This window comes from Lederbergia panacisoli, assembly GCF_024626525.1.
Lineage (GTDB): Bacteria > Bacillota > Bacilli > Bacillales > Bacillaceae_C > Lederbergia > Lederbergia panacisoli.
This window is the reverse complement of record NZ_JANJGU010000016.1, coordinates 14131-29298: the sequence shown is the minus strand read 5'-3', so window position 1 is coordinate 29298 and position 15168 is coordinate 14131. Positions and strand designations below refer to the sequence as shown.

General features: G+C 36.8%; 13 protein-coding genes and 2 pseudogenes. 12 read left to right on the top strand and 3 right to left on the bottom strand.

Annotation, left to right across the window (positions count from 1 at the left end):
- Positions 1-35: 35 nt before the first annotated feature.
- The 6 genes and pseudogenes from NQ185_RS16870 to NQ185_RS16845 all read left to right on the top strand — a co-directional run bounded on the left by NQ185_RS16870 (position 36) and on the right by NQ185_RS16845 (position 7029).
- A complete protein-coding gene (locus NQ185_RS16870; RefSeq protein WP_257583189.1) occupies positions 36-1691 on the top strand; it encodes an extracellular solute-binding protein in 1656 nt (551 codons plus the stop codon).
- A gap of 688 nt (positions 1692-2379) precedes the next feature.
- On the top strand, positions 2380-3855 hold the full coding sequence (locus NQ185_RS16865) for a chlorohydrolase family protein (RefSeq protein ID WP_257583188.1): 1476 nt from the start codon (positions 2380-2382) through the stop codon (positions 3853-3855).
- 259 nt (positions 3856-4114) lie between these two features.
- The gene (locus tag NQ185_RS16860; RefSeq protein WP_257583187.1) at positions 4115-4993 is read left to right on the top strand and encodes a DMT family transporter; all 879 of its coding nucleotides are present in this window, start codon (positions 4115-4117) and stop codon (positions 4991-4993) included.
- A gap of 173 nt (positions 4994-5166) precedes the next feature.
- Entirely contained in the window at positions 5167-5454 is a 288-nt protein-coding gene (locus tag NQ185_RS16855) for a hypothetical protein (protein WP_257583186.1), read from the top strand.
- A gap of 646 nt (positions 5455-6100) precedes the next feature.
- Positions 6101-6427, top strand: a pseudogene (gene uraD, locus NQ185_RS16850) (2-oxo-4-hydroxy-4-carboxy-5-ureidoimidazoline decarboxylase); the annotation flags it as partial.
- A 54-nt stretch (positions 6428-6481) separates the two neighbouring features.
- Positions 6482-7029 (top strand): annotated as a pseudogene (locus NQ185_RS16845) (LysE family transporter).
- Positions 7030-7194: 165 nt separating this feature from the next.
- Here NQ185_RS16845 and NQ185_RS16840 read toward each other — a convergent pair.
- The 3 genes from NQ185_RS16840 to NQ185_RS16830 all read right to left on the bottom strand — a co-directional run bounded on the left by NQ185_RS16840 (position 7195) and on the right by NQ185_RS16830 (position 8295).
- Positions 7195-7404, bottom strand: coding sequence for a hypothetical protein (locus tag NQ185_RS16840; RefSeq protein WP_257583184.1), 210 nt, complete (start codon positions 7402-7404; stop codon positions 7195-7197).
- 267 nt (positions 7405-7671) lie between these two features.
- Positions 7672-8013 (bottom strand): rhodanese-like domain-containing protein, encoded by a 342-nt coding sequence (locus NQ185_RS16835; RefSeq protein WP_257583183.1) that lies wholly within the window; start codon positions 8011-8013, stop codon positions 7672-7674.
- A gap of 15 nt (positions 8014-8028) precedes the next feature.
- A complete protein-coding gene (locus tag NQ185_RS16830) occupies positions 8029-8295 on the bottom strand; it encodes an adhesin (RefSeq protein WP_257583182.1) in 267 nt (88 codons plus the stop codon).
- 634 nt (positions 8296-8929) lie between these two features.
- On the opposite strand from NQ185_RS16830, the gene NQ185_RS16825 reads away from it, so the two are divergent.
- The 6 genes from NQ185_RS16825 to NQ185_RS16800 all read left to right on the top strand — a co-directional run bounded on the left by NQ185_RS16825 (position 8930) and on the right by NQ185_RS16800 (position 15164).
- On the top strand, positions 8930-9298 hold the full coding sequence (locus NQ185_RS16825) for a GntR family transcriptional regulator (RefSeq protein WP_257583181.1): 369 nt from the start codon (positions 8930-8932) through the stop codon (positions 9296-9298).
- 11 nt (positions 9299-9309) lie between these two features.
- Positions 9310-9999 carry an ABC transporter ATP-binding protein gene (locus NQ185_RS16820; protein WP_257583180.1) on the top strand — a complete coding sequence of 230 codons (690 nt, stop codon included), beginning with the start codon at positions 9310-9312 and terminating at the stop codon, positions 9997-9999.
- On the top strand, positions 9996-10826 hold the full coding sequence (locus NQ185_RS16815; protein WP_257583179.1) for a hypothetical protein: 831 nt from the start codon (positions 9996-9998) through the stop codon (positions 10824-10826). The genes NQ185_RS16820 and NQ185_RS16815 overlap by 4 nt, the downstream gene beginning before the upstream one ends.
- Positions 10827-10839: 13 nt before the next feature.
- Positions 10840-12021: a hypothetical protein gene (locus tag NQ185_RS16810; protein ID WP_257583178.1), complete on the top strand. Its 1182-nt coding sequence runs from the start codon at positions 10840-10842 to the stop codon at positions 12019-12021.
- Positions 12022-13487: 1466 nt separating this feature from the next.
- Positions 13488-14036: a hypothetical protein gene (locus NQ185_RS16805; protein WP_257583177.1), complete on the top strand. Its 549-nt coding sequence runs from the start codon at positions 13488-13490 to the stop codon at positions 14034-14036.
- Positions 14037-14069: 33 nt separating this feature from the next.
- The gene (locus NQ185_RS16800) at positions 14070-15164 is read left to right on the top strand and encodes a DUF5305 family protein (protein WP_257583176.1); all 1095 of its coding nucleotides are present in this window, start codon (positions 14070-14072) and stop codon (positions 15162-15164) included.
- The last annotated feature ends 4 nt before the right edge of the window (positions 15165-15168 follow it).

Sequence of the window (15168 nt, the reverse complement as noted above, 5' to 3'; positions counted from 1 at the left end):
TTTAAATATATAATAAATTTTTAGGGGGATAAGAAATGAAGAGCAAGATGAAGTTTTTATCTTTATCTCTAGTTGCTTTGCTTATGGCCTTTAGTATATTAGCTGGCTGTGATAATGATAGTGCTAGTGGCGGCGATAAAGGCGGATCAAAAGATTCCGATAGTAAAGCTAGCGATGGCTTCGTTCTTGGTGAGGACGAGCTAGAGTATACAATGTACGGTCACTATGACTGGTACACAATGCCAAACTGGGGTGAAGACGCAGCATCAAAATGGATTAAAGAAAACAAAAAAGTAAACGTTAAGCCAATCAGTTCTGGTGGTAATGCAGCACAAAAATTCAACACGATGATTGTCGGAAACGACCTTCCAGATGTAATATGGTTAGATCGTAATGCGGATTTGGACAGACTTCGTGAAGCTGATATGCTCGTTCCACTAGATGAGTATATTGAAAAATATCCAAACATTAAAAAATGGGTTGGAGAATCAACTCTCAACATACTTCGTGCTGAAGATGGCCATGTTTATACGATTCCCAACTGGTATACTACACAACCAAATGGTAACTCCGGTTATGTAGTAAATGAAAAAATTTATAAAGAACTTGGTTCACCTAAACTTGAAACAACAGATGATCTATATGCTTATTTGAAACAAGTAAAAGAAAAATATCCAGATGTTGTTCCCTTTGAAGCTGGACAAGGTGGCGGACTTGACGTTCTATTTTCTGCATTTGCAGAAGAACATCCGAACCTTTTCACGAGCAACAAATTCGTACCAAATGGCGATAAATTATCTTCTATCTTTATCGATCCTGTATTTAGGGAAGCAATGGTCTACATGAATAAGCTTTTCAGTGAACGATTAATTTCTCAAGATACATTGACTCAAACGGCTGAACAAGTGAAAGAAAAAATTGTTACAGGTAAGTTTGCTGTATATGCAGATAACTCACCTACAGAAAATGGAATCCCTGCCCATACGGAATTAAAATCGCAGGATCCAGATGCGGGTCTTAAAATGATTTGGCCAATCCATAAAGAGGGATTGAACAAAGAGAATATCACTCCAGGAACATGGAGTCAGCTTGGCTGGAACGCAAGTGTTATTACAAAAGCCGCTAAAAATCCGGAAGCTATTTTTGCTTTCCTTGATTGGATGACAGGTCCAGAAGGGCAACGCATTATTTCCTTTGGACCGGAAGGCAAGTATTGGGACGGAACACAAGCTATTGAAGGCATTGATGAAGCACCAATATTCACGGATAAATATGTAACAGATGTTGAAGGCCTAACCAAGTTAATGGATGCAGCAATCAACTTCCAATGGGCTGGTAACACAGTTTATGTCGATAAATCCAAAGCTGCATTTGAAAAGACGTTACCAGAAGAACAACAAAACTGGGGTACAAGACATCAAATGAGCATTACTTGGAAGACGCAAATGAATTCAACTGAATTCGAAAATCTATCTCCTCTTCCAGAAACAGAAGAAGGTATGGCAGAACAACGTATCAATGAAATTTACGATGAAGCAAGAGCAAAAGCACTTTATGCGAAAAGCGAAGATGAAGTTCTTCGCATCCTCGACAGTGCCGAAAAAGATGCACAAGCTGTCGGATATGACAAGGTGTTGGAATACAAAACACAAAAATGGCAAGAAAATAGAGATAGAATGGCTGGTAACTAATAATAGTTTGGGATCACTTCAGGAGTAGAAACTGAAGTGGTCTTTTACTATATTACAAATTCGACATCTATTAAATTTAAGTATTCAGTAATAGTAATAGGTTCTCTGTATTCGGAAATAGTTCACAATTATTTAAATTTTTAATTGGCTATTTATTTTATACCATAATATATAGTTAGGAGAATACGACTTGAAGCTACTTTTTATGGGAAGTAAGCATTAAAGAAGGTTAGATAAAGATAAAATCTGGATTGGAAACAGGTTACAACTTGGTTGGAACGTTAGTGTTATTAAAAATAAGCAAAATATCCTAATTCCATCATTATATGATGTAATTTATTTTCCCCTTTCAACTGGTGGCGTAGCAGATAAGGTAGCTTTAGGTGCTTCCATCAAATATAAGCGTGCTTTTTATTTTTGGAAGATACCTACAATATTATATAAATGTATATTTTCCACATGATGAACTAGTTGAAGTATTTTCCAAGAGTTATGACAAACATTAATAAATAGTTTATTAATCGGGGCAACAATTTGTCACTTTCATACTATGTTTTTGAGAATAGTAACCTCCATTTTTCATAGAATTGGGAAGGTGGCAATTTTTTATAAAACTTACCCATTTTAGACTTAATAACCTGTTTCCAAAAACTTTGACTATACTATTTTTATACGAGGAGATAACTGAATGAAAACCAAACTTACGGGTGCTTATGTGATAGGGCATGATGGAGATGATCATGTTATTTATAAGAATGGTGAGGTTGTTTTTGAAGGTAATACTATAGAATACGTAGGTAAATCATATGAGGGTAATGTAGATCGTGAGATTGCGGCTGGGAACGCCATAGTAAGCCCAGGGTTTATTGATTTGGATGCATTGGTTGATATCGACCATGGTATTCTTGATGTTGCTATTCCTCGAAACCCGAAGTTACGTTTCAGTAGGGATATGTCAAAGTTTCGTACCTCGGATTTATTTACAAGAAAAGAGCATCAAATCAAACAGAGATTATCTTTTGCACAATTAATCATGAACGGGATTACAACAGGAATGCCAATTGCCGGTGATGGATTTCGTGCTTGGGCGGAAACTTACGAAGAAATGTCGGATGGAGCAAACATTGCATACGAATTGGGGATAAGAATGTATTTGGGTCCGAGTTACAGAATGGCTCCATATCCTTTGGGAGATATTGATCAGTATCGTGGATCAAAAAGTGTTGAAGATGCTTTTTTATTTGCTGAGAAATTTGATAATACTTTCGAAAGCCTAATACGAACATTTTTATCACCTTGCCAGTTAATGAATCAAACTGAACAAGTACTTTTGGATACAAAGAGTTTTAGTGACCGAACAGGTGTACCAATTCGTCTTCATTGTTGTGAAGATCCAAAGGAAGTAGAATTTTTGCGTGAAAAGTATGATATGACTCCAATAGAATATTTGGAATCCATTGGGTTTCTTGGTAAAAAAACTTTAATTCCACATGCAATATTTACTGGATCTATGATTCCAAATGGTTTTCCTAAAAAGAATGAACTAACACTTTTGGCACAATCAGGTACTTCTGTTGTTCACACACCGATTGCTGAATCCCACGGTGGGCAAGCATTATACAGTTTCAGTCACTATTTGCAAGCAGGTGTGAATATGACGATTGGTACGGATACACACCCTGCGGACATGATTCAAAATCTGAATTTTGCATGGAACCTTAATCGTATATTTGAGAGGGGAGAAATCTTTAACCCATATGGTGGACCACGAAGCACGGTTACACGTAAAACTACTGAAGCTGATTTATTCCGTGCCGCAACTACAAATGCCGCAAAGGCTATTGGTCGAGACGATCTGGGAAAACTTTCGCCTGGCGCGAAAGCGGATATCATTGTAATTGATTTAAACTCACTTAGGACAATACCTGTTGAGGATCCAATTCGTACATTAATAATGAACACCACTGGCTCAAACGTACGTGATTGTTTTATTAATGGGAAAGTTGTAATGCGTAATGGGTGTATCCCGGGATTGGATGTAGATGGGTTACGTCGAGAAGCCCAAAAATGTTTCGACAAATATAAAGATAATTATTCATATCACGATAAGGAACAGAAAGATGTGGACACTTTATTTCCACCTGCATTTAGGATGATAAAGTGATGTTTGTATTTTGGGGAAAGCTTAACCCTTACAGTAAAGGGTCCCTTTGCCTAAGGTGAAGTAAGATAGGAAATCATACAATAAATCATTTTAGGGGAATTGAGGGATCAGCTGGTTGTATAAGATTGTAAAATGAATGTAGAAATAATCAAGCTAGGCATCATATTCTTCTACTCATTTATTTTGCTATTAATGCTATTAAATTAAATATTAAATTGGAAACTTGAGAGTGCACGTTTTTAGATGAGGTGAATGACTATTGATATGGAGTCTTCCATTTATTGCATCACTATTATTTATACTTCAATCGGTTATCCTTAAGGAATATTCGAAACTAATAAAACGTAGACAAATCGCTTCTTTTGATATTCATGTGACTTATAGTATGCTTGCGGCTTGTGGTTTGGGACTTTGTTGGATCATTAGTGGGGCTGAATTTAGTTTATGGAGTTTTTGGACATCATGCGGTTTTGGTATTTGCTTTGCCCTCACCATGATTTGTTATGAACTCGCTATGTCTGAAGGTGTTCTGGCTTACTCTGCCTTTTGTTTTTCTGCAAGTATGGTGTTGCCGGTTATCTTAAGTGCCTTGTTTTGGAAAGAAGTATTTAACCCAGTTCAAATAATAGGTGTTGGATTATTTCTAGTTTCCTTTTACCTAATTATGATCTATGGTCAACGAAAAAGTGATGGAAGGTTATCCCGTTCATGGTATGTTTATGCGACATTAACATTATTGTTCAATGGTCTGATCCCAGTATTCTCCAAAATACAGCAGACTAAAATGCAAGGGGATCAAGTATTCGGTTTTCTTTCAATAGGCTTTTTTGTGGCTGCTATATGTTTCCTAATATTAAAAAGACTTGTTCCGAACGTGTCTGATAGGGCAACTCATTTTTGGAAAATAAGTACATGGCTTAAAATAATTATGTTGGGATTAGCCGCAGGTTTAGGAAATGCGTTAGTTACATGGCTATCGTGGCAGCTGCCCGGCGTTTATTTGTTTTCAGCTGTTAGTGGGAGCGTCATTATAGGATTAACCTTGATATCAGCAATACTTTATCGAGAAACGCTGTCGCCTGCTGGTGGGCTAGGTGTTATGATAGGAGTCATTGCAATTTTTTTTGTTAGCTGGTAGAATGCTTCATTCTTAAATTATATTGATCAGCTTTTTGAATTCGTCATATCAAAAAGAATATACATTATTTCATATGGTTAGGGGTACGGAACGAGTTATGGATTGAAGGGCAACTTAGGACAATATAACCCTCCCGATCCATTGCATAGGCGATGTCTTGGAGTCCATGATTGATGACTATTGCATATACGCGAATGAATGATCCTTTTCGTTTCCAATCTTGTCATGCTATGAGTGACAGTTACGTAGATCCTGGAGCTGCACAGTATCTGAACGCAGATCGGGACAAATCGTTTGATTCGGAATCACCTGTTGTAAGGGCAAATCAAATCTATGAAATACATCCCAATTTCACGATTCCCGGACTAGGTCATGTATGTTCGGGTGATGTGGCAGCAGTAAAGGGTGATGGGGCTAAGTGGATTTCAATGTTTCCACGGGGAATATACCGGATTTCTTAAAAATAAAATAACTTAATTAAAGAAAAGATTAGTAGAACGATGCGCATTGGATTCGATGGAAGAAAGATTCCCGGGCTAAGAAACGAGGACCAATAGGTGTTCTAGATTTTGAAAAGACCTTGGTATGGAAGAGGTATTTTGTCGTACTATGTGTTAGTTGCTCCGATTGCGTTGTCCCAGACGCACTTGAAGGATGCCTATGATGAGTTAACTATCTAAGAGACAAGCTTTTGTGGAGAGGCTTTGATCGACTTTTCCACGATAATTTGCGAATTCAACAAGTATAATCCCGAACTTAACCTAATCATTGAAAATGATACGCCTCGCAATGGAGTGACGCTTGGCAGGCCGCGTCATAGGGATAAGCAACCCCCAATAGTTGAGTGCGCATCCCTATCAAAAAAAAGAAGAGTTAACCCGCTTACATCGAACTGATTCATCAATATACGGCATATATTCAAACAGGACTAGTAAGGAATTGGGAGCAGTCCAACAGTTTTGAACCGTACAATGTAATTAAGCTGGAAAACCAATCCATTAGAAAGTAAGGTGACATGGCAATATCTATAGATCCGATTAATCTGATTAATAATATGGATAAACAAACATTTGTCTGCAAGTTAGGGTGGATATTTGAACATTTTACATGGATCATAGAAAAAGCATGGGAAGAACGCCCTTTTCTTCGTTGGAAATGTTAATGAAAAAATGTGAGCATATAGTCGAACGCTCCGATTTAGACGAGCAAATTGGATTGATTCGTACCCATCCAGATTTAGCTGGGAAGCTGAAAATGACTGAAGCATCCATTAATGAACAGCATAGTGTTGGTTTAGATAAACTGTCACGCGAAAAATTTAATGAATTTGCAATTTATAGCCAAGCTTACAAAGAAAAATTCGGATTTCCTTTTATATTAGCGATTCGAAGCCAGGACAAAGATGCAATATTGAGCACATTGCGTAGGCGTATAGATGGTGAAAAAGGTTTATCGATTGCTCTTCCTGTTGGAGCAATTACTGTCGAGATGACAAAGCAAGGTTTAAAAAATGGTTTTTTTCACGGATGGGCTGTAGGTATTGGGGGAATGACAATTGATGTGTTACTCATATTAGCACTCTACTTTGGACTTGCTGAAGTATTGGCACTTCCTTATATCCAAATGCCGTTATGGATAATAGGAGCAGGCTTTTTATTCTTGTTAGCCTATGATTCCATTAAAAATGCGGACAAAGACTTTACTTTAGCAGGTGAAAAAGTAAATAAATCTCTTGGTAATACGTATCGTAATGGATTACTTGTAGCAGTTTCTTCAGGAAACTTAGTATTTTGGGGTTCTGTATTTGGAGCTGTATTAGCAGATTCTTATTCAGGTAGTTTTATTATTGCAGCAATTGGTATTATAACGGGGATCTTATTGCACGATATTGCTTATTATCAGTTGTATCTGTAACAAGAAAAGTTATGAATCGACAGATGATTAAATGGACGTCTATAATTGCTGGAATTCTATTATTTGGCTTCGCTTGCTACTTCTTATATGAATTTTATTTAGATATTCAATCGTATATTTGATTTTCTAGCTAAAGGGTTACAATATCCTTTAGCTTTATATGTTTAAAGAGGCAATTATCATACAAGGGTCAGTCCCCCGATACTGAGGCCTTGAGCATGATGAAAAGTAATTTTTGCACCTTCATATCGAGGATTTAAATAAAACGAAGTATGGTTTAAAAGTGCCTAGCGTGACGCTTTTGGCGGTTGGCACACGTCACATTTTCGTTGATTGTTATTTTTAAACTTTGTAAATGTTTTTTCAAAGTTGCTGCCACAGGCACATTTAAATAATAACTTTTGAGAAAAACCGTGGTATTCCGTCGTTAGCAACTTACTATCCGAATTGTTCTCAACAAAGTCTTTGATTTTACTGATAGTCCATCGTTTATTCATTCTTTTACACCTCTTATTTTATCGCTAGACGAAGAATTTTCTGGGAATCCGCGCAATTGCAATTATCCTAAGTTCTTCATTATAGCATGAGCTTGTACATAAATAAACAGAGCGTGATTTGGTAAATAGAGTCTTGCTCCGTGCCACCATATCACTAACCCTATAGGCAGACCATCTCTGAAGGTCTACTCTATAGGGTATTTTTTCATACATTGGACTTTTACTTACGGTTAAAATTTCTGCCTTTGGCGAAGTGCCTGTACACCCTTATTTCGTTTTTAGATATTCCTTCCATGCCGTGATGCCACCTTCTAAAACAGTAACATTGTAGTTGAGCGTAGATAAAACGTTAGCACATTTTGTGGCGGAATTTCCAGTTGTACATGTCACGATGATTTCTTTGTCTTTTGGTAAGGACTCATTGGCCAGATTTTCAGCCTTCTCAAGATTGAAGATTTCTTCCTTATGTATATTGTAACTATCGACTTTGGGACCATCTATATGAAAATCATGATACTTTTCCTCAGCTCTTACGTCTAAAAGGATTACCTTTTCGTTCGCCTTCATTTTTTGAAATAATTCCTTGGGTGTAATCACCGTTATACTCATGTCACCATTCTCCTATCAAGAATAACTTCCTGGAATAGTCAAAACTAATCCCGTCCCGTTTTCATTTTCCTCTATATCCAATGTTAAGATATCGGTGCCTGTTACGCTTGGATCAAACGCCACTTGAACTCCTTTTATCGTTTGAATGCGGTCAAATTCATGCGGCTCATCTATTGCTAAAGCAATTTGGGGTCCAGCACTGGCATTTGGAATTGTATATAAACGAATTCCTATCACCCCTGATCTTTCCAATAATTGCTTTGCATCATCAGTTATATACATTATTTACTCCTCCTAAAACATCTAAAATATAACATTCATCAGTACTATGGGTTCCAAACATGTTCCCCTTACGTCCATTTTAAATGATTAAATGAATGGGCAACAGCAAATGGTTTCGTCGTTCAAAGCGGGGTAATTCTTCCCTTTTCGAAAATGACTCTATTTAATTGTCTAATTCAAATGTATCTTATTACGGTGTCAGCTTCCAACACAATATAGTCGTGCGGGTGAACCATCTAATAGAATTTGTGTTATCCATAAAAACTTGGCACCATAATAATATTGACATTCAATGTGTATTAAGTATATAGTACATGTATCGAGTGTATTAACTAGGCAGTACGCAAAGTGTGTGTTTTTTTATCGCGAGTGTATTAACCACATAATACAGGTATAACTTAATTTTAGTTTTGCTGGCAGCATGGGAGGACATTTCTTTTTTTTTGATGTATGTGTATTAACTGTATAATACAGTTAGTTTCGTATATATCAGGCAGAATATGGGTAGTTTTGATTCCATTAACAAGGATGCATGGGTCGATTCTATTTTTTTATTATAGGTTTATTAACCCTATAGTACAGTTGGGAAACAGTGTCAAATAGGGATTTCAATTATTTTTCGGGAGTTGGGCTTATGAATGTGAAGTTTAATAATCGCGATCCAGTGTATGTGCAGGTGATTCGGCATTTCAAGGAACAGTTGGCGACGGGGGCTTTTGAGCCGGGGCAGGAGATTCCATCGAGAAGGGAATTGGCTAATCTGTTGAAAATTAATCCAAATACGGCGCAGCGAGCGTATAAAGAAATGGAGGAAGCGGGTTTGATTTTTACAGAGGGTAATTTGCCGAGCCGCATTACACGAGACGCGCAGGTGCTTAGCCAGGTGCGGGAGGAATTGATTGATGAGGCAGTTGATGCATTTGTTCTATCGCTAAAAACAATCAATGCTCCGCTTTATGATGTGTTGGAATTGGTAAAAGACAAGTATGAAAGGCATGAATAGGGGGGATTTAGGTGATTGAGGTAAAGAATGTAAGTAAAAGATTTGGGAAAAAGAAGGTATTGAACGGGGTTTCCTTTACGGCGGCAAGGGGGGAGATTACGTGTCTAATTGGGATTAATGGGGTGGGGAAAACAACGATCATGAAGATCATTATGGGACTGACACCGAAAGACGGAGGTGAGGTCCTGATCAATGGAGAAAAACTTCATAAAAAGAGTTATGAGAAAGTCACATTTATTCCCGATGCGATCACGATGCTGCCTGAGATGAAAATTAAGGATGCTTTTACCTTTATGGCGGATTTCTATGATTGTTGGAATCAAGGAAGAGCAAATGAAATGCTAAATTTTTTTAAGCTGAATGAAGAAGACCGTATTTCGGATCTGTCAAAGGGGAATACGGCAAAAGTAAATCTGCTTTTGGGGCTGGCAATGGATGTTGATTATGTGTTGATGGATGAGCCTTTTTCAGGAATTGATATTTTCAGCAGGGAGCAAATCGCAGATGTATTTACGAGCCACTTGATTGAGGACCGCGGTGTGATTATTACGACGCATGAAATTAATGATATCGAGCATCTCATTGATAAAGTCGTACTTCTGGATCATGGAGTAGTGCTGAAGGAATTCGATACTGAAGCGGTTAGGGAACATGAAGGGAAATCCGTCATTGATGTGATGAGAGAGGTGTATGAGGCATGAATCGCTATTTGAAGCTTGTCAATTTCGAGTTCAATCGTTTTTGGAAATTGTATATCGTGTTAATGGGCATGATGATTCTTGTGCAAATCGCTGGTGTGATCGTTGATTCAAGAATCTATATACATAGAGTAAATGAATTGATGTATAAAGAATTTATGTCAAAAAGTGAAGTCCTAGATTCGATTGGAGAAATGTCGTTGTCTTCTGTTATCAATTCACTTTGGTTCCAGGGACCGGTTGCGCTTTGCGGAGTAACTTTACTAATCTATGTTTTCTTTATCTGGTACCGCGATTGGTTTGGAAAAAATACTTTTATTTATCGTTTGTTGATGCTCCCGACTGCAAGAATCCATGTTTATCTAGCAAAAGCGACCATTATTTTTCTAGCTTTATTAGGACTGGTTGCCTTGCAGCTCCTAATAATGGGGGCTGGCAATCAAGTGTTATTATGGATGGTTCCCAATGAATTTAGCTTAAGTGTTTCCGTAAATGAATTAATGTATGACCCGTTTTGGCAAGTAATATTTCCGAAATCATTTTTAGACTTTATCCTTTATTATGGCAGCAGCATGATTGCGGTGCTGATTATTTTTACCGCGATTTTGTTTGAGCGATCTTTCCGCCTGAAAGGAGCAATCATTGGCATTTTATATAGTGTCATTTCTGTTTTCCTGGTATTTGTTCCTGTATTGGTGAACGATTTAATGCTTGACAAATATTTTTATCCACTGGAAATATTCCTTATGGTAGTAGCAATCATGTTGCTTGTTTTGTTCTGTACATTATGGACAGGCCATTATTTGATAAAAAATAAAGTTAGGGTTTAATGGGGGTGTAAAAATGAAACGGTATTGGAAATCGATCTTACTTTGTATGGTAATCGTCATTGTGCTTGGTAGTTTTTACATGAAGTCGAGCCTAGCGGCACAAAAGCCGATGAAAATTGAATTTGAGAAAATCAGCGGCAACGAGGATGAAATAGATGATCTAATTCTATACGGCGGCTATGATATGGGCAATCAGTATAGTAATTGGGAGATTACAAAGAACGGAACGCGTGAAAGAAGCCATCATTCATTGATTCAGGAGTTAACCAAGACATACGCAACACCTGCTTTGGGGAAGTTAATCAAAGAGCATAAACAGTTTATGCGCGGGAAAGGATTAAATCAGGAGTATTTCTATGAGGATGAGCAGCTTATTGCCTATGCTTATATGGAGGGTCCGGGTTATGACGGGCCAACTAACCATTCCTTAATGGACATTGCGCTTTTAAATAAAGAATCGAAAAAGATCACATCCTTTAAAGCGGACATACCGAATAAGGAAAAGTATTATTGGGGGTATGTCCAAGAGGTCCAATTGGTGGATGGGCAGCTGAAGGTTTTCACGCAAGGGTTTCCTGCTGCGGGTGGCAGCGATTTGAATGTCTATACATTTGATTTAGCGGAGCAAAAGCTTGTGGATGCGGTATTGATTGCTTCTGCCAAAGCCGACGAAGTGAATATTGCCATAATAAATGGCTATTCCATCCAACCGCAAAAATATGTATTAATCAATGTGGAAGAGTATAATCATTCGGATAACGGAGACGAAATGAAAAACGTATTGGCTGATACAATTATTTATAATATCGAAACCAACGAATCCCAAAAAGTGGCTATTTCCGATGATGAAAGGCCGCCATCCTTATATTCGGGAACAATCAGTGATTCCAGCTTGTTTGTACCGGCTGAAGCTGAAAATGGGATTGAAATCAGAGAATACGATATTGAGGCAGAAAAATGGATAAATAAGCGGACATTTGCACTGCCCTACCCGACAAGAGAGGAAGGTGGAGGTGTATTGGAGCTAATGAATGGAAGGGTCTATAATATTCAGTCAACAAATGATGGGCAGGCAGTCTTTATCGGTGATTTACGTACAGGGGAATCATTGTATGAAGGGAAGCTAAGGATAAAGGACCCGGGAAAAGATAAGGTAGATAACCGGTTGGAAATTTATTCAATTGAGCAGCAGTAGGGGAAGTAAGCAAAAAGTCCTGCTTTAAAGTATTGTGGTGCTGGATTCCAAAATAACTTGGGTGCCAAGACCTTCTGCCATCTATTAGGTAAATCCTTAAATAGGAGGGAGAAAAAGTGATTAGATCAGAAGTGCTTCATTTATATGAGGATTTCACCGAGGAAGAAGAAAAAATTATGTGACGTATGCAACGACCGTAGCGTATCCAAGTTGAATATACATTGATACGGAAACATCCAATGAAGCAGCCCAATTAAAAACAACAATCTCTGACGATATTGAAACCAATCTTGCCCAGTTTGTAAAAGGGGCTAAAAACTTTGATAAGGATTGGGATGCATATATTAAAGGTTTCGAGGGGCTTCAACTAGAGAGATAACTAGAAATTTATGATCGTTAAAAGGTAAATGAATACCCCGCCCAAGTCATCCCTGGGTGGGGTATTCATTTACCTATGTTAGAACTCAAGGGTACGAACCCAAAGTCCATCGGCTTTTCTCACTTTCCTTTTGTACGACTCTTTTTTGTAAACTATTTTAGCCATATGCTTTTTTAATAAAAAGCTCTGTTATAATTTATTGTTGATTTTCGTTATGTATGTGAATTATAGGCGGAGAATTTTCGGTTAATGCAGGAAATAATTTTGAGGTCCATCACTGGCACTTGGAACCGTATATAAACGAATTCCTACTGCCCCTAATCTTTCCGATAATTGCTTTGCTTTATCAGTTATGTACATTATTTACTCCTCCTAAAACCTCAAACAGTATGATTCTCCTTACGTCCATTTTACATGATTCTATGATGGACAATAGCAAATGGTTCTGTGTTCAAAACAGATAATGTCTCATATGTTCCGTAAAGCCACTTTGATTAATCAGTTCATTACTTATGCTATCGATATGTCATTTTGAAACCTGCGAACCGATTGTTCTATTCTTACCTTCCGTTGCTAATTTCTATTAACTAACTATAGAACACTATGACCATACTTTATCTTCCACTCATTCTTTATTTCACTATCGAGAACAATTCCCCTGGTTATAATATGAAATATTACGTAAAACGGAGATTTAAGGAGAAAAGCAATAAAAATTGTTCTTTATAACAGTATAACGGCCTATTTTTGGGTTTTTCAATCTATATCTTTTATCCTATACTCAATTTGTACACTATATCGAACGAAACGTTGGAATTTGAGAAGGGGTTGTTAACTATAATGAACGGACCTGTAGCAGAGTCGTCATAGAAAAATAATAGCGCATTGTTTTTCTATCGAGTAATTGGGTGTATAGATAATAAATCCTACATTAAACAAGCAGAAAAGAAAAAGAAAATGAACACAAAAAAAGGGGGAAATTCCCGAAAAAGACCTTCTGAATTTTATAGTGGCATTGTAATTCCAAACCTTTAGTCTAAAAACTTTATTCGCGTTAACTAAATAAAATGAGGAGGTAGAGTTGATCTTGAAATTGATTATTGTATTTGCCGTTACCGTAATATGTACGCTTGTAGTGGTTATCAGTTCGTCAGGGATTTCACAATTCAAAGCTGATAGGGAGGTCTCCATGCAAGTTGCAGATTACGAAAATGCATTAATAGCATTGCCCGAATCAATAACCTTGAATATTAAAATCTTGAGATTATCAACTAATGTTTATACAAAAGAGAAGAAACTTAAAAGAACAGAAGAAATAGTGCAAATCACGGATGTGGATCATAATTTAACAATTAAAAATAATATGGCCCAACCGATTTACCTCGACCAAATACATTTTGATAATTTGAATTTCCAGTTTCAAAATAATGGGTTGTCATTAGGAATAAATGAAAATGTGAAAGTGGATTTTACGAACAGCTTTGATGGGAATGACTTCATGAGTTCAAACAATAAAAGTACGGAATCAAAAGCAACGTTATATTTTAGATGGGACAATGGAAATATTAACATTCAAAAAAATGTAATTATAAATACAACAATCATTGAAGAGGCGAAGGATCAAACTGAGGTATAAGCAGGAACATCATTTATGAGATGGGTGGAAAAGGTGTCGAAAAGAAAAAAAAATAATTTTAAGCTTAAAAATAAAAAACAAAGAAAGTTTATTAACAGTATTTTGATAGGTTTAAGTATTGTAGCAACAGTTCTACTTTATTATATTCTAGTACTTCCGCTTGAGACCATGGAAACAAACACCGAAAACAATATTACCCAAGAAACTGTCTTTACTTTTAAAGCGGATGTAGCCCCATTTGCGCTTCATCCTAAAGGTGGGATTGTTGATATAGAAGGTGGAAGTTTCACAGAAGTTACAAATGATATAATCGTGAACGTTAAATCTTCTATAAAATCTAATAAACCTATCAAAGTAAACGGGTCAAAAGAAATAGTGTTAAACTTGGTCGCAAATGGACTCTGGCAAAAGGACTTTTTATTGGGAAAAGAAGATAGTTTTGAATTGGAAGGCACAAATATTGATTTAATAGATAAGGACTATCCAATCAATTTGAAACAATTGGAAAAATTTATGAATGATGTAGAAAAAAGTATAAATGCTATTCCCTCTAGCTATAATTTTGAAATAAGCCCTATCATTACAGGGAAAATTACATATAACGATAAGGAAATATCTATCGCCCATAATGCACGGACGAATCTAGAGTATTCACGAACACAGATTACATTAGGTGATGAGACAAGCCTTGTAACAACAACCCCTATATCAAGTACTTCAGCCATACAGCGTGTATTCTATCCTTTTGGCAAGGAAGTTTCTTTATGGGCAATAAAAGTTGTAAGCGTTGTAATGTACTTACTTTTATTAGCCGCAATACTCATGATTGCTCGATATATTAAAGCAAATACTGCTAGTTCAAGTTCAGAGAAAGAGAGAATCGATAAAAAGTATAAAGCAAGAATGGTTAGCGTATTACAATCGAATATTTCTACCATCGATAGCAATAAAAGAGTTGTATTGGATTCATTCTCGTCATTATTGAAAATTTCAGATGAGAAGGATGCCATTATTTATACTTACGAAGATAGTGGCAGTGGAAAAAAAGATTATTATGTGATTGATGAGGGGTATGTTTTTATTTATCAAACGAGCATTATTTCCGGCTCTTATACAGAGGTGGGTTAATCGT

Excerpts from the sequence above, each read along its gene's own strand:
- NQ185_RS16870 (WP_257583189.1), top strand. The coding sequence starts at position 36 with ATGAAGAGCAAGATGAAGTTTTTATCTTTATCTCTAGTTGCTTTGCTT.
- NQ185_RS16865 (WP_257583188.1), top strand. The coding sequence starts at position 2,380 with ATGAAAACCAAACTTACGGGTGCTTATGTGATAGGGCATGATGGAGAT.
- NQ185_RS16855 (WP_257583186.1), top strand. The coding sequence starts at position 5,167 with ATGACTATTGCATATACGCGAATGAATGATCCTTTTCGTTTCCAATCT.
- NQ185_RS16840 (WP_257583184.1), bottom strand. The coding sequence starts at position 7,404 with ATGAATAAACGATGGACTATCAGTAAAATCAAAGACTTTGTTGAGAAC.
- NQ185_RS16835 (WP_257583183.1), bottom strand. The coding sequence starts at position 8,013 with ATGAGTATAACGGTGATTACACCCAAGGAATTATTTCAAAAAATGAAG.
- NQ185_RS16830 (WP_257583182.1), bottom strand. The coding sequence starts at position 8,295 with ATGTATATAACTGATGATGCAAAGCAATTATTGGAAAGATCAGGGGTG.
- NQ185_RS16825 (WP_257583181.1), top strand. The coding sequence starts at position 8,930 with ATGAATGTGAAGTTTAATAATCGCGATCCAGTGTATGTGCAGGTGATT.
- NQ185_RS16815 (WP_257583179.1), top strand. The coding sequence starts at position 9,996 with ATGAATCGCTATTTGAAGCTTGTCAATTTCGAGTTCAATCGTTTTTGG.
- NQ185_RS16810 (WP_257583178.1), top strand. The coding sequence starts at position 10,840 with ATGAAACGGTATTGGAAATCGATCTTACTTTGTATGGTAATCGTCATT.